The sequence below is a fragment of the Gemmatimonas sp. genome (assembly GCF_031426495.1).
GTDB lineage: Bacteria > Gemmatimonadota > Gemmatimonadetes > Gemmatimonadales > Gemmatimonadaceae > Gemmatimonas.
Genome location: NZ_JANPLK010000014.1, coordinates 1 through 18,124 on the forward strand (window position 1 = coordinate 1; position 18,124 = coordinate 18,124).

The following is an 18,124-nucleotide window of genomic DNA, read 5'->3' on the forward strand; positions in this document are numbered from 1 at the left end:
GCGAGATCGAGATCCGATCCCGGCAGGTAGCCGTGGCGCTCGAGCCACCGCATGGCCTCAACGCTGAGACCATGGTGCACAACGCAGCCATTGAACGCGGTAAGGAGGCCGCTGCCGCGACCGACGTGCATCACGATCATGCGACGCACATCGGATTCCGACATCGATGTGGCGATCAGCCACTCCGACTGTGTAGCGCGGGCAACATCGCCCATGCCACGAATTGCGCTGGAGATACGGCGGTAGTGCTGGCGGGTTGCCCCGCAGAGATCGTAGCTGAGCTGGAAATGTGTCATGCGGTGTACCTATTACCGAGTGAACGCCCGTGCCGGGGCGGTCCTACCGCGCATGCTCGGAGGCATGCGCGGACTAGCGAATCGCTACTCGGCGACCTAACCTTAGGCCGCTACTCCCTCCATGGTGGTGGCACGCCGCGCCAACGGCGTATCGGTGACCTGCTGCCCCCCTGAGCCAATCATTCGCTCAGGGGGGCCGCTTGCTTACGGGTATTTCTATTTCCTCGTGCTGCGCTGTCGATTTGTGACAGCAAGCAATCTATGTCGAAAATCTGCCGACAACACGGGATTGCACGTCTGAGCTAAATCGTTGTAGCCGCGTAGTTTACCGTAGGCCGGGTCACGCCATGGGCGGTGGCGCTGCGCGTGAGCTCTTCTGACACCCGTTGTGGTGCGCCGCCGCACGCCCGTACCGCCTCCAGTTCACCCTGACTGGAGGCGGTTTCGTGTCTTTGCCCAAGTGGCTGTGGAGAATCGTGAAGGATCTCTTGTTGGCCGTCTGGTACATGTTCTGGCTCCCTTTCGCCGTCATCATTGCCGTCTTGGCGATGTTCTGCGAATGACGGGCGAAGCCACCCTTCGGCGGCCGGCCAGGGTGGTATCGTACAGCTCGCGCCAGAACCTCCCCGACCGCCCCCCCCGCCCAGCCGGCCGGAATGCGCCTGTCGGCAGGCTCGGCCCGGTGATCGGCCTCAACCGAAAAACGTCGTCGCCTTGGATCGAAACCAGTGATCGGTTTGCGCCGGGACGCGTTGTCGATTTGGGTGAACTACGCTTTCGGTTCGTGGCGGCCAGGAGGCGAACCTCGCCGCTGAACCGCGGATGCGAAAGGAGGACTGCGAGTAGGGTTCGCCGCCCCCGTCGTCGGCGGCCCAGCTGCCGTTCCGCCCAGCGCGCGAGCGGGGCCTTGCCGAAACCCGTTGATACTTTCGAGAATGGTGGGAAGAGAACCCCCATTCCCTCCCCTTCATGCAGAGGATTCAACTCGCAGGCGGTACTGAATACGCACTGGTCGACGACGCCGACTACCCACTGGTCGCACGCTACTCGTGGCACCGCTCTGGTCGATATGCAAGCGCACGCGTCAATGGCAGGAAGATGAAGCTCCACGTGCTGCTCTTGGGCAAGTGCGAAGCGCGCGTGATCGACCACAAGAATGGTGACGGGCTCGATTGCCAACGCGAGAACTTGCACCACGTAACACGCGAGCAGAACGCTGCAAATAGTCGGCACCGGCAGAGCGCCCAACCTTTCCGCGGTGCGCGCTATATGCCGAGTTCCTCAGCGTGCGAAGTGCGGATTGGCGGCAGTGCCCGACTGCGCTTTGGCCCGTTCGACAATCTGCTTCTTGCGGCCATGATCCGCGACCTCATCTCGCTTGACGTGTACGAGGGAACGGTCACGCTGAATTTCCCGGAGCTGCGTACGCTGTACGACGAACTCGCACGACGCTTTCCGCAGTTCACGAGGTGCTACCAATTGCCAGTGGAATAAAGAGGTATTGCTAAACACGGTTCTCTCGTTCCTGATCTTTGTCGAGTTCGGTAACGCCGGCGATAGTCTGATTCATGTCGAAGCGAAGGCGCATATCGGCGAGCTCGCGTCAAGTTGAACGGCGGCAGCCGAAGCTTCGCGCAACAAGAGCATCGCGTCGCTTGTGGCGACGAAAGTTGCGCTTGGTGTTCGCGAAGATGCCGATTGGCGGCGGGGCTATTATCAATTCGCGAACAGGTTCGCACACCTGAACGTTTTAAGAGCGCGTCGCGCTAACGCCGCTCTTGTTCTGTTGCAGTTGACCGGTAACACGGGCACGCCGACCGCATCCAGCGCGACCGCGTATAGTGATGCGCTCAGTGTCGCTTACACCCCGCTGGGCTTCCAATTTCACGTGCATGCTCTCGGGGTGGCGCGCGTCCGCGCTGATGTCGCGGAACTGTAGTAGCTGACCCTCGCGAGGCCACTTCTTCTCGCCCATCGGAGCTAACAAGGTGGAGTCGGCGGTGGGGTCACGCCAATGAGGCCTACACTCTGGGTATGAGCCCTTCCGACGACGCAGGCATCGCTTTCTGCGCAGTGATGGCGGCGCATGCCACTTCTAAGATTGGTCCGACTTGCACTGCGCGTGCTTCATGGGCAATTCCTAGATATCGGGCACCACTTGTGCTCAGTCGAATCGGCGCTCGCGCAGGAGCTATAACGGTGAGCACCCAGCGAGAGTGACCGATGTTGAGTCGATCACGTGCGATAGGAATTCGCCCCGAAGCACTTCTACCCGACGATTGTCCGTGTCGGTGATTCAAATGCGCCCTCAAAAAAGGTCGTTGTGGTGCGGCGTTTCGCACCCGTAGCGTCTTCTGTCACCCGAGACGGAGGCGACTTTGGTTTTGAGATGGCTGTGGGCTGCTGTGACGTTCGTAATCAAGGCGATGCTATTCATGACGTTTTTCTCGTACTGCTTCTGGTATGGGCGTTCCTGTTCTTGTCTGGGTGAATCGCCACTACAGCTCGGACAGAACGGGCAGTATCAGCGGCGCGATCATGAACGCGACAACCCACAGCGATCTGGCGATTCCGTGGAGGACCGTATAGACGTCGCCTACTTGGTGCCACAGCATGGCCCAATAGAGCCGGGTGCGTACCGCGGCGAGGTGCACTCGGTGACCCTCAAAGCCGAGCCGCTCTGACGCCTTCTCGAAATCATCTTACGTGTTGCCGGACAAGGCGAGGGTCATTGCAGCGTCCCGGCTTCTGCGAAGTTCGCGGTCCGTTTCGTACCGCCTTTTCACTTTCGACTTCGCCACCGCAGCTCTCCCAGAAAAGTCTTCCTGTTTGTTGTACAGACGCGAGCTCTGGACGGAGAATGGGGAGCGGGCCACCCGCGGCGGTATCCTGGCGCTATGACCCTGCTATTCGCGAGGATGGCGCGCGAGGCGCGGCCGGAGGCTACGCGCTGCTCTACCAGCTGGATTGCCTGGAGGGTGGTGGATTCGTTGCCGGCTACTGTGACCTCGACGTACCTGCGATGCCTATTCGAGGGCGGTCAGACTCTGTCTCAACCTCGCGATGTCACACTTCTCTCCCTTCCCTTCTCCATCATGAGCAACTCTGCACCGCAGGACACCCGCGCGTTGTTCGCGCAGCTCGCCGCCCCGTTCGCGGCCGACGAATTGGACTGGCGCATTGGCCGCTCCGGTATCAAGAACGGCAACCCGTGGGCGCAGATCCTGGTTTATATCGATGCCCGCGCGGCGCGGAAGCGCCTCAACGATGTGCTCGGGCAACAGAACTGGCGCATCGAGTACAACTCGGGGCCCGGGAACGGCGTGCTCGCGCGGCTCTCGATCCGCGTCGGCGATGAGTGGATCGCCAAAGAGGACGGGGCCGACACGACCGACATCGAGGCCACGAAGGGCGGGCTCTCCGGCGCGTTCAAGCGCGCGGCGGCCGTCTGGGGTATCGGTGAGTACTTGTACGATGTCGGCAATAGCTGGGCCGACTTCACGCCGAACGGCGCGAACAGCGTTAAGATCGAGGGCACGTACTATAAGTGGTCGCCGCCGCAGCTCAACGCGCAATTCATCCCCGCCGGCAACAGGCCCGCGCCTAAAGCGGCGCCGTCCCGCCCGGAGATCGTGCGCGATGAGGAGCCGGCACCCGAGACGCGGCGGTCATCGCAGCCGGACCCGGATCTCCCGCGTGGTGTCGCGTCGGCCCGCTCCGGATACGACAACGCGGCGGCCGCCAAAGGCATGACCGCCGACAAAGCCCGGACCATGAAGGTGCCGTTCGGGAAGATGAAGGGCGAGATCCTGGGCGACGTGATCGCCACGCGGCGCGATGATGTGAAGAGCGGTCGCGACTGGGCAGCGACCAACAACAAGTTCGTCGACTACGTGGCAGCGGTGGATGCGCTCCTAGCCGCGTGATCGCAGGGGCCTGGCCCCTGCACCCCGCTCACGGGAGGACCCGACCCCGGTTGCGTGCTCGCGCGGCCGGGGTCAGTCTTTCCTCCTATGCCCCACACGCCTGAACCTGAAGATCTCCTGAAGACCAAAGGCCCGCGCGGCTTCACGGTCACCCCTGTGGTGCGCGAGGACCGGAAGCGGCGCGTGTATTTTCAGTGGCCGCGCAAGGGTGCCAGCGGTGGCTGGGTGAAGCTCGCCTCCGACCTCGACTGGCCGGAGGGCCCGCGCCGGCAGCAGTCCGTCGCCGAGGAAGCGAACACCCGGGCCCAACGACTATCCGACGCCAGGCGCCTGAGACAGCCGGACAGCGTCCTCGAGCGCCTCGCCATGGGCGAGCTGCCCGGGGAAGAGGTGAAGCCCCAGTCGACCACGACGACCGTCACGATCCGGGAGATCATGGCGGCGGCCATCGGCCCGTCTCCGCGCGGGATCGCGCCCAAGGGCGAGGGGTCCTGGTTGGCGCGCACCGCGTTCTGGAAAGAAAACCCGCCCCCCCGTACGGGGCGCTTCGACACGTGGACCCAGCAGGCCCGCCAGGCCCGCCGCGAGGCTGACCGGATCGAGGATATGCTGGGCCCCGACACGGACTTCCTCGCGCTCACGGCGAACGACTTCCGCGCGCTGTGGAAGACGGGGGTAGCGGACAACGCTGTGAAAAGAATCGACGTGGCACTGCAAGTGAGCGGGTGGGCGGCGACGAAGTACGCGGCGCGCGGATACCGCGCGGTCGAGATGCCGAAGAAATGGAAGGGCGGCGTCGCCGTCGCGACGAAGCCGGCGGCGCTCAAGGGTGTTGCGAAAGCCAAGCGCTTCACGTGGAGGGAGGCCGGCCACCTGTGGCGGTGCATCTATGATCGCGCCAATGACCTGCACCCCTCCCTCCGACTTGCGCTGATGATCGGCGGGGAGGTGCGGCTTGGACAGATGGTGCGGTCGACCGTGCACCACGTGCAAGAGGTGAACGGGATGTACTATGTGCAGCCGCCGGGGTCTGGGAACAAGCTGACCTGCCTGACGCAGGTGCCTATCGCCGCGCATGAGGAGTTCGAAGCGGCCCTGCATGCGGCGCAGCAGCGGACCGGTGACCCTCGACTGTTTCCGCAGTCACGACACCCAGCGGGCGACGAATTCCGGCGACTCGAGCAGATCGCAGGGGTCCCGCACCGCGCGCCGTACGGGCTGCGCCACGCCATGATTGACGTGGCCCCGTTCGCGATGGCCGAGCTGCTCCAAGCGGGCGACGATCCGCTCGAGGTGAGCGATCCCGTGGTCCTGCATATCATCTCGCACCATCGGACCGACACCGTGAAGGACGGGGTGTACCGGGATACCCCGGTGGGCCAGGAGTTCGTCCTGGAGCCGGATAGCCCGATGCTCGCCCTGCTGACCGCGGCGGCCCGGGTGCGCGACCACGCGCGGCGGGTGTGCCTGATGAAGGCGGGCTACGGCGAGCCGCCGGTCGGGATCATGCGCACCGGCAGGATGCGGACGGAGGATTTCCCAGATGAATCGCGCGAACTGACCCCAACCTGACCCCAGGAAACAGCACGCCCCCCGCTGCGATGGTTGCCAGCGGGGGGCGTTTTCTCTACTTTCCCTCTCAAACTTCTACGGATGGAGTGAGATTCGAACTCACGGTACGCTTTCACGCACACACGCTTGCCAGGCGTGCGCCTTAAACCACTCGGCCATCCATCCTGGGACTGCACCTGCCCCTGCTTCCTGATAGACGAACGCGCCGGCGCGGGGTTCCACGACGGCGCGTCCTTGCCCTGATCCTGCTAGCTGACTTGTCACGCCCGCAGCACCTGCTGCAGCGGACAGGGTGAGATTCGAACTCACGATACCGTTGCCGGTACGCCGGTTTTCGAGACCGGTGCCTTCAACCACTCAGCCACCTGTCCAACGGGAAGAATGTCACAAATCTGTTGCCAGTTTTGTGCCCTTCAGTCCGGCTGGCCCGACCAGCGCCAACCGGATCCCGCAGAGTCTGGATAAGTAATCGGCGAGGCGACCCGATTCAAGGGTTCGCGGCCACGCGAGCCAGCTCCGCTTCCGCCGCCACCGTACCGAACGCACCCCACTGGCCGCCGTCCACGATGCGACGCCACAGGGCCTCGCCCTCGGCCTTCCGGCGGTTGTACCAGTGCCAGTTGGCCACGCCGTACGCCGCCGAGGCGTCCTTCACCGACAGCTCGCCGGTGGGCGCGGCGGTGAGGACGGAATCGGCCGGCAACTCACCCTTGTACAGCATCAGCAGGCGATGATAGGCCTGATTCTCGATGATCTTCATATCGCGAGTGACAGGCACCAGCACCTGCGCCGCCTCGGCGTCCCGACCGGACCGGCGAAGTGACATGTACAGCCAGTGCGCCATCGACACGCGACGGTCGTCGTTGCTGGCCGAATCTACTTCGAGCTGCGCCACGCGCGCGGCGGCCGCGAAGTCGCCAATGAGATAATGCGCGAGCGCGAGATGATAGCCGATGTTCGAATGCAACGTCCCGATGGGCGAGTTCTGCGCATTGGGCTGTCCGTCGGGCTCGACTTCATCGGGCTTGCCCTTCACCAGCTCGGTGGCGCGCTCGAGATCTTTCACCGCCGCCGGGAAGTCGCGCACCGAGATGTAGCGGTGTCCGCGGTGCCGATACAACCATGGGTTGTCGGGATACAGCGCGATGCCCCGCGTATAGATCTCGATGGATTCGCGCAGCTGGCCGAGATACCCCAAGCGACGCGCGTACCAGATGATCGAGTCAACGTTGGTGGGCGTGTGCTCGTACGCGCGTTGCGCGTCGGCGAGCTGCGTCGCGTACTTCTCGCGTACATCGGCGGCGAGTGGGAACGCGCGTAGCGTGTCACCAAGCAGCGAGACGGCTTGAAACGCGGGCGCCTCAGGCGCCGCTGTTGCCACTGATGCCGACGGTGTGTCGGCGGGTGAGGCGCAGGCGAGTGTCACGGCGCAGACACCGGCCACGACCAACGTGACCGCGTGCGGGGTGCGCCGAGTCGCGATACGAAGCGCTGACATGATGTGGGGGAGTGAGGGGAGCGCGGCGACTACCCGCGGCGGGCGGCGAAGAATGCTTTCAATATCGCGCTCGATTCCGCCTCCTGCACGCCGCCGCGTACCTGCGGACGATGGTTGAGCCTGGGATGCCGTACGACATCCCCCACCGAGCCGCACATGCCGGCCTTGTCGTCCCAGGCGCCGAACACCAACGCGCCCACGCGCGACAGCACGATCGCTCCCGCGCACATGGCACAGGGCTCGAGCGTGACCACCAAGGTGCATTCGGTGAGTCGAGCGGCGCCGAGCGTGTGCGCGGCCGCACGCAATGCGAGCAGCTCCGCATGCGACGTGGCATCACCGTCGCGCATCATCCGGTTCTGCGCGCGCGCCACGATGTCGGCACCACACAACACGACCGCGCCGACCGGGACTTCCCCGGCCAGCGCGGCCGCTCGCGCTTGGCCTAGCGCGAGGGTCATCGCGACCTCCACCTCCGGCGCCAACGGCGGACCGGAGGTGGCGCCGACGTCGTGACTCAACCCAGCATCTCCGCCATTGGCGTGACGCCTGAGAACGCGGCCTGTGCGGCGGCATCGGTGGCGTCTCCGTGCCTGAACGACAGTGAGTCGGTGCCCGTTTGCACATCGGCCACGATCACGTCACCGTCTTTGAATGTGCCATCGAGTACGGCGAGCGCCAGCGGATTTTGCAGCATGCGCTGCACGGCACGCTTGAGCGGCCGCGCGCCGAACACGGGATCGTATCCCTCGTCGGCGAGCAACGTGCGCGCGGCATCGGTGAGACGAATGGTGAGCTTGCGGTCGGCCAGCAGCTTGCGCAGATGCGCGAGCTGCAGGTCGACGATGTGATCGATCTCGCCGCGACCGAGCGGATGGAACACCACGATGTCGTCGATACGATTGAGGAACTCGGGCTTGAACACACCACGCAGCGCCATCAGGACATCCTGCTCCACGTTGGCCCACGCCGTGTCGCCCGCTTGCCCACGTTCGAGAATCATCTGACTGCCGACGTTCGACGTCATGATGATGACGGCGTTGCGGAAGTCGACGGTGCGTCCCTGCGAATCGGTGAGGCGGCCGTCGTCGAGCAGTTGCAGCAGAATGTTGAACACATCCGGATGTGCCTTCTCGATTTCGTCGAATAGAATCACCGAGTACGGCCGACGGCGGACGGCCTCGGTGAGCTGGCCCCCTTCTTCGTAGCCCACATAGCCCGGCGGCGCGCCGATGAGCCGCGCCACGGCGTGCTTCTCCATGTACTCCGACATGTCGATGCGCACCATCGCGTGTTCGTCGTCGAACAGGAACTCGGCCAGCGCCTTGGCGGTCTCCGTCTTACCCACGCCCGTGGGCCCGAGGAAGATGAACGAGCCGATCGGCCGATTGGGATCCTGCAGTCCTGCGCGCGACCGGCGCACGGCGTTCGACACGGCCTTCACCGCTTCGCGCTGACCCACCACACGCGTGGCGAGCACGTCTTCGAGCTTCGTGAGGCGTTCACGTTCGCTCTCCAGCATGCGCGTGACGGGAATGCCTGTCCAACGCGCTACGACATCGGCCACGTCGTCCGCGCCGACTTCCTCCTTGAGGAACTGCGGACGGCCGTCGTGACTGCCGAGTTTTCCTTCGGCGACTTTCATGTCCCGCTCGAGCTGCGGAATTTTGCCGTACGTGATCTCGGCGGCCTTGTTGAGATCACCGAGGCGCGTGGCCTGCTCCGCTTCGAACTTCGCGGTTTCGATTTCCTGCTTGATGCGACCAACGGCGCCGAGCGTTTCCTTCTCCTGTTGCCACTGCGCGCGCATGCCGGTGGTCTTTTCTTTCAGATCGGCGAGTTCGCCTTCGAGGTTCCCGCGACGCTCGACCGAGGCGGGGTCGGTTTCCTTGCGCAAGGCCTGCCGCTCGATCTCCAGCTGCACGATGCGGCGGTCGACTTCGTCGATCTCTTGCGGCACCGAATCGATTTCGATGCGCAGCCGAGAGGCGGCTTCGTCGATCAGATCGATCGCCTTGTCGGGCAAGAACCGATCGCCGATGTAGCGGTTGGACAGCGTCGCCGCGGCTACGACCGCGCCGTCGGTGATGCGCACGCCGTGATGCGCTTCGTAGCGCTCTTTGAGTCCGCGCAGAATGGCGATCGTACTCTCGACACTGGGCTCGCCGACGAACACCGGCTGAAAGCGACGCTCGAGAGCGGCGTCCTTCTCGACGTGCAAGCGATACTCATCGAGCGTGGTCGCACCGACCACACGCAGTTCACCGCGGGCCAGCATGGGCTTGAGCATGTTGCCGGCGTCCATGCTGCCTTCCGCCTTGCCGGCGCCAACGAGCGTGTGCAGCTCGTCGATGAACACGACGTACAATCCTTCGGCGGCCGTGATCTCCTTCATCACGGCCTTGAGGCGCTCCTCGAATTCGCCGCGGAACTTGGCACCGGCGATGAGCGCGCCGAGGTCGAGCGACACCAGTTTCTTGTTTCGGAGGCCCTCGGGCACGTCACCGCTGATGATGCGCTGGGCGAGTCCTTCGGCGATGGCCGTCTTGCCGACGCCGGGCTCGCCGATGAGCACGGGATTGTTCTTCGTGCGGCGCGAGAGCACCTGAATGACGCGACGGATTTCTTCGTCGCGCCCGATGACGGGATCGAGCTTACCCTTGCGCGCGGCTTCGGTGAGATCGCGGGTGAACTTCTCGATCGCCTGATACTGTCCTTCGGGCGATTGGTCGGTGACCTTGTGCGAGCCGCGCACGAGCTTGAGCGCGTCGAGCAGCGCCTTGCGGTGTGCGCCGACGGTGGTCAGCACGCGCGTACTGTCGGTGCCCTTGGCATCGGAGAGCGCGAGCAGCAGATGTTCGGTGGAGACGTATTCGTCACCGAGGGCTTTGGCTTCTTTCTCGGCGGCGTCGACGACCTGCGTGAGCTCGCGACTGAAGGTGGGCTGCGCGTCGCTTTGCTTGGCATACCGGGCGGCTTCCTGTTCGGCAGCGGCGCGGACGCTGGCGACGTTTGCTCCGACGCGCTGCAGCACCGGGACTACGATGCCCTCGTCCTGGGCCAGCAGCGCCAGCAGGAGGTGCAGATCATAGACGAGCGGATTGCCGGCCTTGCGCGCGAGCGCGACGGCTTCGTTGAGCGCCTCAGCGCTCTTCACGGTCAGACGGTCAGGATTGATCATGGTGTTGTGTAGAGGCAATCACAGTGCCGCGCTTCTGCTGCCAATACTGCAGACGACGACCGCGAGTTTCGAGAGGGAAGCTCCTACATTCGCGAGCATCGAGGGTCGTGAATACAAGACGGCGCGCCGGGTCCGTCCACCCGGCGCGCCATCGTGAGTTTTCGTTTGGGTCTCGTGGTGCTCGTCTACTCCCAGCTTACTTCACCACGATCATCTTTTTCACCAGCGGCACGCCATCCACTTCGAGGCGGTACAGATAAACGCCCGAAGCGGCCTCCCGCCCGGTTGCTTGGACCTTGCCATCCCAGTACGCGACGTAGTCGCCGCACTGGACAGACACTTTTTCTAGCGGTTGACCTCCGGCCACCCCTCCGGCTCCGCCCTGCAACACCGGCGTCGCTACAACCTGCATGATCATGTTGTAGACCTTCAAACTGACGCGGTACTGCCGACCAGGCTCGGTACAGTTGGGTGCATCACCCACACTGAACGGGATGCGAGTTTCAGGATTGAACGGATTCGGATAGTTCTGTCCGAGCGTCGCTCCATTGCGGCGTTGCTTGCTATCCTGCGCGGCCGCGACTCGTGGCATGATCACGCTGAGAGCGAGCACCAGACCCAGTGCTCCCCACACACGTTTCATGTTGCTTCTCCGACTGACGAATCAGGGTTGTGAGTCGAAGTCTCCAAGTGAAAGGTGGAAGTCGGACCTGAGTATCAGGTCTTCTTGAAGCTAGGACGCGTAGACGGGGCCGTCAAGCAACATTCCCCGGCAGTCGGACAGATTACCACCGTCCCTGCTCCCAGACCCCGAAGGCGCGCAGCTCCCGACTGTCCGGGAGGTGCTGGGTGACGAACTCCCTGAGGAGCCGCTGATGGGCTCGGCAGTCGGCTGGCTCGACCGAGGGCTGGTCTCCCCGAATCCAGGCGGAAATGACCTCGCGAGCGGAGGCCGGCAGCCGGCGACCGGATGGCGCCATTTTGGCACAGAGCGGACACAGGACGCCTCCGGCGGCGTGACTGAACCGGGCATCCGCCTCGGGTGGGATCTCGGCGTGACATTCGGCGCACCGGTCGATGCTCGGCATGAAGCCGACCTCACTGACGAGGCGCCAGAAGATCCCGAGGGTGAGTGCCACGGTATCGGTCTCCGAGGCCTCCGCGATGGCATCCAGCCCCGCGGCGACCCCGTGATAGACACGCGGTGCCGCCTCATCGTGGACCACCCGCAGAACGCACTCCACGAGGGCGCTGGCGGCGGTGAACCGGCCCAGATCCGTGGCCAAGCCCGCTCGTGAGCGGGTGACATCGAAGGCGTTCAACGCGTGCAGGTCGCGGCCCGGCTTCACCTGAATCTGCGCCTGCCCTTCGGCGAACAGATCGACGCCGCTGCCGAACCGTTTCTTCGATGAGCGGGCGCCGCGGGCGACCACCGACAGCACGCCGGCCTCACGAGTCGCCAGACGCAGGATGCGCGACGACTCGAGATATGGCACGGCGTGCAGCACGATCGCGTCGGTCGTGATCAGGGACATGGGTGGAGCTTAGCGAGTACGGAGGCGACCCGCTTCCGGGACGTCCGGTACGTGCCGCCCTTACGGACGGATGGCCATGTCCACGCCGCCTTGATTCGCGGCCACGCGACGGACTTCGGTGCCGGCCGGGCTGAACACCAGCAGTGAGGTCACGGAGCCCGTGCCGTTCTGGATGCAGTGCAGCCGGCCGAGGGCATCGGCCTGTCCACTGCCGCAGGTGACGGCGGTTCCGGTGGCTCCGGTAAGCACCAACCAGTCGGCCGACGCCGATGTGACAAAGCTCAGATCGGCCGGGCGCACCTTGATGATGCGATTGGTGAACGAGGCGAGATCCTGATACAGCGAGACATACAGGAAACCATCGAGGCCGAGCTTAACGCCGGCACCGTAGGTGTTGGCCGGCATCCGCTTGCTGGAGAGCACGCGCTTGCCGCGCAGGTCGACCTTGGTGATGCCGCCAGTAGAGATCAGCGTGTAAGGAAATGACGCGAAGCTCGCATCACCACCGGCGCTGATGTAGGCCACGTCGCCGTCGACGAGTGCCGACGCGCCCGATCCACGAAGGCCGGGCAACAGGATGGTGTCGCGAACGGTGCCGGTGTTCGGCACACGAATGAGGCGAACGTCGCCCTGCACGGCGTAGTTCACTCTGCAGTTCGCGTTGGCATCGACGATCCAGGTGGCGTTGTCGAATTGAAACAGATCGGTCGGGCATGTGCCCGCGTTGGCAATGCGGGTGCTGGCGACAGCGCCGGCTCCGGCGAAGGACACGAGCGCGATGCTCGAGGAGTCGCGCAGCGCTGCGCCGATGAGCGTCTGTCCGCCCGAACCATTGAGCAGCCGGGCGCGCGAGGGATTACTGCGCGCGGGGAGCTGAATGCGACGCGTCGACGACGTACGAACGTCCGCGATATAGAGCAAGTCACCCGCGCCACGACTGGACACGGCGAGCACGGTGTCGCGGAGCAGCGTGAAGCCTCCGGCATCGAACTCCGTCGTCGGTCCGAGGGTGAGTTTGGTACTGGCGCTGCCGGTGTCACCGAGGAAGGTGAGACCGGGCTGGATGAAGCCATCGAGCACGAGAATGCCGCGCGGTGGCTGCGGCGTGCTGTTACTCACGCCATCATCACCGCAGGCGGTGAGCGCGGTGAGCGCGGTGAGCAGCACGGCGGACGTGACCGCGGAAAGGCGGCGGCGCATGGACGAGCGAGAACGGACCTGCGGGATCATCGTGGGGAGTGTTGTAGAGTGAACGATATCGCCCAGGCGCGCCCGGGCGACGGAAAACCGCGGACCGACTGCCACGAGGCATCGGCGGCGTTCTCGAGCGAGAACGCGACCAAGGCGTCGAAGCGGGGCCACGGCCAGTGGGGCAGTGCGCGCAGCTGTTGCGCGACTGTGATGTCGACGAGCGACACCGCTGCCAATTCGAAATCGGGGTTGCGTGGTCCGGCGGTGTATGGCCGGGCGCCGGTACCGCGCCACACGACGGTGGCGTGCTGCGCCGCCGTGTGCAGCTGCAGCTGTGCGCCGCCGGCGAAGCGGGGAACGTATGGCGTGGGGATACGCAGGCCGCCGGTGCTGAGCATCGCGTCGTAGGCGGTAATCCACCCCGAGAGTGACGCGATGCCCGACGCGACTTCGGCGCGTGACTCCACCCCGCGGAGCCGTTCCACGCCAACGTTGGCGGGACTCCAGCCGAAGTTGCCGGGGAACCATACGATCGCGTCGCGTGTGTTGCGCGCGACGATGGCGCCTTCGAGACTCGCGTGCCGACGCGTGGCGCCGGCGAACACACGGAGGCCGCTACTGACATCAACGTCCACGCGCTCGGGTGAGAGCGCACGTACGAACAGTCGCTGCGGTGACGAGAAGTACAGATCGTAGAGGGTGGGCACCCGTACCGCCTGGGCGGCGCGCGCAAACGCCACGAGATGCGCCTGCTCTCCCATGCGCGCGATGCGGCGTTCGGCGCCGATCGACGCAGTGGGCAAGAACCCGCTGCCTTCAATGAGATCGGCGCGAGCGCCGACATCCACGCTCCACAGCCCGATACGGTGCGCACTCCATGCGCGCTGCACGCCGACGAACCCACGACGGCGACGCTGCGTGATGCCACCTGTCGCCGTGAGGCGATCGGCACCGACCCCCATGCGCCACGCGATGTCGCGCAACGCCCCGCGCCATTCGGCATCGCCCGCCCAGGCCACGGCGCGTGAATCGAGCGCCGGACGGGTGGGATCGACGTAGCGCAGTTGCATGCGGCGGACGCCGGTCGACAGCGTGGTGCCATGCACGGTGGTCTGGGCACGCGCCAGCAGACGATCGGTGTGCGAACGGTCGGCATCGTAGGTGCGCACGTTGGCAGGACCGACCATGCCGCGCTCGCTGGTCGAGCCCAGCACGGAAAGCTGCGCGCGGCTGCCGATCACGCCGAGCGACAGGGTCGCGCGTTGTTCGTCGTTGTTCACACGCGCCTCACGCTGCGGCGCGACGCCCGCGTCGTTCACAAATGCAAAGTCGTTGGTCGCCGTTCGCCACGCGGCGCTGGCGTGCCAGAGCGCGCCAGCGGACGATGCATGCCAGGCGCCCTCCACGGCCTGCTGCCCGAACGCGCTTACGCGCATCGACGCCACACGCTGCGCCGACGAGGTGAGCGCCAACACGCCGCCGGTGGCACCGGCACCCGTACCGACCGGATCGGCGCCGAGGGCGACGGTTGCCGACTGCAGCGCCGCCAGCGGAACGTCGGAGACGTCGGCGATTCCCGTTGCGGGATCATTGAGCGGCATGCCGTCGAGCGTGATCGCCACCTGTTCACGACGCGCGCCTCGAAGGGATAGTCCTGTCTCGCCGCGCGCCGATCGCACGTTGGTATACGGCATGAGCGCGAGCACCGCATTCACCGTGGAGGCGCCGGCCGTGCGGGCGTCGACGGTCTGCAACGTGGCCGTCGTACGCCCAGCGGAACGCAGGTCGCTCGCGTTTGCGTCTGCTCGCATAGCGGTGACCTGCACAGCGGCCAATTGTTCCGTACGCGTGGCGTCGACAGCGAGCAGCGCGACCCAGATCGTGTCTCCGGCCGGCCACGTCGAGGGCGGCACCGTAACGCGGCGCGGCAGATATCCGGTGCGTACCACTCGCATGCTGTCGGTATTCGCCCCCGAACGCGTGGCGGGAAGATGCGCGCAGGCGTTGGCCAGACGACGCGAGGTACGTCTCGTCGACGGCGGCACGAACCACGTGATCTCGGCACCAACCAGCGGCGCGCGCGTACGCGCATCGGCCACGCAAATCGTCGCGGAGTCGCGCGTCGACTGAACCGAGTGCGCGATGGTGCTCACGAGGAAGAGCGCCACGACACTCATAACGACGGTCGCTCGCGGTGACGACCGCGGCCGCGCAGCGGCAGCAGCGCCGGTGCGCCGACGGCGGGATCGCGCGTGACGACCAGGGGCCACTCGTACACCCGCTCGAGAATTTCGCCGCGCATAACGGCGGCGGCATCGCCCGCCGCAGCCACGGTGCCACGATGCAGCAGCACGATGTGCGACGCAAACCGGGCCACGAGGTTGAGCTGGTGACTCACGAGCAAGACGGTCTGCCCCTGCTGCGCAAGCTCATCGAGTAGTTCGAACACCGCCATCTCGTGTGCGATGTCGAGGAACGTGGTGGGCTCATCGAGCACGAGTACCGGCGCGGACTGCGCCAGCGCGCGGGCGATGCGCACGCGTTGCCACTCGCCGCCGGAGAGTGTGTCGGTACGCCGCTTCAACGCGTCTCGGATGCCGGCGCGGGTCACGGCACTTTCCACGGCCGCGTGATCATCGGCACTCAGGCCGCCGAATGCGCTGCGACGGGCGTGCCGGCCAAGACCCACGAACTCCTCGACCCGCAGCGGAAGGACTGGCTCCTCGCGTTGCGGCACGATGGCGATACGCCGCGCGCGCTCGCGCGCGTCGAGTGATGCCACATCGGCGCTGCCCACCGTGACGCGGCCGGACTCCATGGGGACGCGCCGTAGGAGCGTACGCACGAGCGTGCTCTTACCGCTACCGTTCGGACCAACGACGGCCGTCATCTTTCCCGGCTCGGCCGTCACCGACACGTTGTCGAGGGCGCGCTGTGTACCACCGGCGTAGCGAACGCTGACGTGGTCGAACACGAGGGGCGCCCCCTGCTCTTTCCGGTTGATCGAATCGTTCACGCTGCCATCCGGCGCAAGCGCAGCAGGAAGAACGGCACGCCGATGAGCGCCGTGACCGCGCCGAGTGGCAGGTCGGCAGGCGCGCGCACCGTGCGCGCCAACAGATCGGCAGCGACCAACAGCACAGCACCATACAGCGCAGATATGAGTAGCATCGACCGATGCTGCCGCGCACCCAGCGCGCGGGCGAGGTTCGGCACCACCAACCCGACGAATCCGATCAAGCCGGCAGCCGCGACGGTCGCTGCGGCAAGCCATGAGGCCACGAGAAACAGCTGCCGCGACACGCGATCAACGTCGACGCCGAGAGCGGCGGCGGGCTCGTCGCCCAACGACAACACGTCGAGATCGCGCGCGCGCCAGACGAGGATACCCCCAAGCAGCAGCAGTGCCCCGGCGCAGCGCGCGACGGCAGGCCACGTGGCATCGGCCGCTGATCCCATCATCCAAAAGAGCGCACCGCGCAGTCGCTCCGGCGGTGCATCAGCCAGCGCCACGAGAATCGCCGCATTCGCGAAGGCACCGACCACGACGCCGGCCATGAGCAGCAGCTTGGTATCGGCGCTTCCGCCAACGACGCGCGCGATGGCGGTGACCACCATCGTCGCGATCGCCGCGCCCGCGAAGGCACAGGCGGTGACGAGCACGGGTTGCACGACGCCGAAGGCCATCGCGGTGACCGCACCGACGGCCGCACCTCCGGACACGCCGAGGAGATATGGTTCCGCCAGCGGATTGCGCAGCGTGCCTTGCAGCGCACCACCACTGCTGGCGAGTCCGGCGCCGACGAGCGCGGCGAGCAACACACGCGGCGCCCGTAGGTCACGCACGATCGCGATCGTGGACGGTTCACCCATCCCGCGGAGCGCATCGACGATATCGCGAGTCGCAATCGGCACGGCACCGATGGAGAGCCCGAGCACCAGCACGAGGATCAGCAGGAGCGCGCCAATGCCCCAGGCTATCCACGGTGAAGTCGGCAACTGTGCGGCGCGGCGGCGGACGTCGTCGTTCACCGTAGCGAGTCGCGCAGCTCTGGATGCAACGCCCGGGCGAGTTGCACGGCGGCCATGCCCAGCACCACGGAAGGCCGACCGGTGACGGCCGGATCCTGCACGATGAAGCGCCGCTCGCGCACCGCACGGATGGCTTGCCACGAGGGATTGGCGGCAAGCTTCGCCCCGCGCGCGACACCGGTGATGATGACATCGGGATCTCGCTTCGCGATTTCCTCGATCGACACTGGTGGCGACGGCGCATCCATGTCATGGAATACATTCTCGGCGCCCGCAATGACCAGCAGCTCATCGATGTAACTGCCACCACCGATTACGAGCAGCGGCGATTCCCACGCCGGCCAGACCACGCGCGGTCGCGAACCGGAGGCGGTGAGGGTGCGCACACGATCGAGTGTGGACTGCACCGAGTCACTCACGATTCGCGCCCGCGCATCGGCGCCGAGCGCGCGACCAAGCGTCGCGATCATGCGGTGAAACTGCGCGATGTGATCGACGCGCAGTGCGATCGTACGCACGCCAGCGCGACTCAACGCCTCCGCGGCCGCACGATTCTCGGCGGTGGCGTACAGCACGACGAGGGTGGGTCGCGCCGCGAGAACCGCTTCGATGTTGGGGCGAATACCGTCGCCGAGCGCGGCGATGCGGCTGACCTCTGTCGGATACTCGTCCCAGCGCGAGCGACCCACGAGCAGCGTGTCGGCACCGATCGTGAAGATCGCTTCGGTCGCGGCGGGATTGAGCGACACGACGCGCGCGGCGAAACGCGCGTCTCGCGGCAGCGGCGCACCGAAATCATCGGTGTCCGCTACGGCAACGACCGACACGGTGTCGCGAGTATCCGACGTACCGGAATCCGCACGTGAGCAAGCCACTGCGCCCAGGAATGGCAA

13 protein-coding genes, 2 tRNA genes and 1 pseudogene are annotated in these 18,124 nt (G+C 65.6%); 3 read left to right on the forward strand and 13 right to left on the reverse strand.

Going from position 1 to position 18,124, the window contains the following annotated elements; translation table 11 throughout:
* A pseudogene (locus RMP10_RS04165) lies at positions 1-296 on the reverse strand (hypothetical protein); the annotation flags it as partial.
* Between the two features lie 1,269 nt (positions 297-1,565).
* Between RMP10_RS04165 and RMP10_RS04170 the strand changes: the two are divergent.
* The 3 genes from RMP10_RS04170 to RMP10_RS04180 all read left to right on the forward strand — a co-directional run bounded on the left by RMP10_RS04170 (position 1,566) and on the right by RMP10_RS04180 (position 5,794).
* Positions 1,566-1,790, forward strand: coding sequence for a hypothetical protein (locus RMP10_RS04170; RefSeq protein WP_310569168.1), 225 nt, complete (start codon positions 1,566-1,568; stop codon positions 1,788-1,790).
* A 1,601-nt stretch (positions 1,791-3,391) separates the two neighbouring features.
* The gene (locus RMP10_RS04175; RefSeq protein WP_310569169.1) at positions 3,392-4,222 is read left to right on the forward strand and encodes a Rad52/Rad22 family DNA repair protein; all 831 of its coding nucleotides are present in this window, start codon (positions 3,392-3,394) and stop codon (positions 4,220-4,222) included.
* An 87-nt stretch (positions 4,223-4,309) separates the two neighbouring features.
* Positions 4,310-5,794 carry a hypothetical protein gene (locus RMP10_RS04180; protein WP_310569170.1) on the forward strand — a complete coding sequence of 495 codons (1,485 nt, stop codon included), beginning with the start codon at positions 4,310-4,312 and terminating at the stop codon, positions 5,792-5,794.
* A gap of 78 nt (positions 5,795-5,872) precedes the next feature.
* Here the strand turns inward: RMP10_RS04180 and RMP10_RS04185 are convergent.
* The 12 genes from RMP10_RS04185 to RMP10_RS04240 all read right to left on the reverse strand — a co-directional run bounded on the left by RMP10_RS04185 (position 5,873) and on the right by RMP10_RS04240 (position 18,058).
* Positions 5,873-5,959: transfer RNA gene (locus RMP10_RS04185), tRNA-Ala, on the reverse strand.
* 119 nt (positions 5,960-6,078) lie between these two features.
* Positions 6,079-6,165: transfer RNA gene (locus tag RMP10_RS04190), tRNA-Ser, on the reverse strand.
* Between the two features lie 116 nt (positions 6,166-6,281).
* The gene (locus RMP10_RS04195) at positions 6,282-7,292 is read right to left on the reverse strand and encodes a hypothetical protein (RefSeq protein WP_310569171.1); all 1,011 of its coding nucleotides are present in this window, start codon (positions 7,290-7,292) and stop codon (positions 6,282-6,284) included.
* Between the two features lie 29 nt (positions 7,293-7,321).
* Positions 7,322-7,813, reverse strand: coding sequence for a nucleoside deaminase (locus tag RMP10_RS04200; protein ID WP_310569172.1), 492 nt, complete (start codon positions 7,811-7,813; stop codon positions 7,322-7,324).
* The gene (clpB, locus tag RMP10_RS04205; protein ID WP_310569173.1) at positions 7,810-10,473 is read right to left on the reverse strand and encodes an ATP-dependent chaperone ClpB; all 2,664 of its coding nucleotides are present in this window, start codon (positions 10,471-10,473) and stop codon (positions 7,810-7,812) included. The genes RMP10_RS04200 and clpB overlap by 4 nt, the downstream gene beginning before the upstream one ends.
* 196 nt (positions 10,474-10,669) lie before the next feature.
* Entirely contained in the window at positions 10,670-11,116 is a 447-nt protein-coding gene (locus RMP10_RS04210; protein WP_310569174.1) for a hypothetical protein, read from the reverse strand.
* Positions 11,117-11,258: 142 nt separating this feature from the next.
* Positions 11,259-12,008: a DNA repair protein RecO gene (gene recO, locus RMP10_RS04215; RefSeq protein ID WP_309671223.1), complete on the reverse strand. Its 750-nt coding sequence runs from the start codon at positions 12,006-12,008 to the stop codon at positions 11,259-11,261.
* A gap of 60 nt (positions 12,009-12,068) precedes the next feature.
* Positions 12,069-13,208 carry a hypothetical protein gene (locus RMP10_RS04220; RefSeq protein ID WP_310569175.1) on the reverse strand — a complete coding sequence of 380 codons (1,140 nt, stop codon included), beginning with the start codon at positions 13,206-13,208 and terminating at the stop codon, positions 12,069-12,071.
* 26 nt (positions 13,209-13,234) lie between these two features.
* A complete protein-coding gene (locus RMP10_RS04225) occupies positions 13,235-15,376 on the reverse strand; it encodes a TonB-dependent receptor (RefSeq protein WP_310569176.1) in 2,142 nt (713 codons plus the stop codon).
* Positions 15,373-16,215, reverse strand: a complete 843-nt coding sequence (locus RMP10_RS04230) for an ABC transporter ATP-binding protein (RefSeq protein ID WP_310569177.1) — start codon at positions 16,213-16,215, stop codon at positions 15,373-15,375. The genes RMP10_RS04225 and RMP10_RS04230 overlap by 4 nt, the downstream gene beginning before the upstream one ends.
* A complete protein-coding gene (locus tag RMP10_RS04235; protein WP_310569178.1) occupies positions 16,212-17,231 on the reverse strand; it encodes an iron ABC transporter permease in 1,020 nt (339 codons plus the stop codon). Before RMP10_RS04235 ends, RMP10_RS04230 begins: the two co-directional genes overlap by 4 nt.
* Entirely contained in the window at positions 17,228-18,058 is an 831-nt protein-coding gene (locus RMP10_RS04240) for a helical backbone metal receptor (RefSeq protein ID WP_310569179.1), read from the reverse strand. Before RMP10_RS04240 ends, RMP10_RS04235 begins: the two co-directional genes overlap by 4 nt.
* Between the last annotated feature and the right edge of the window lie 66 nt (positions 18,059-18,124).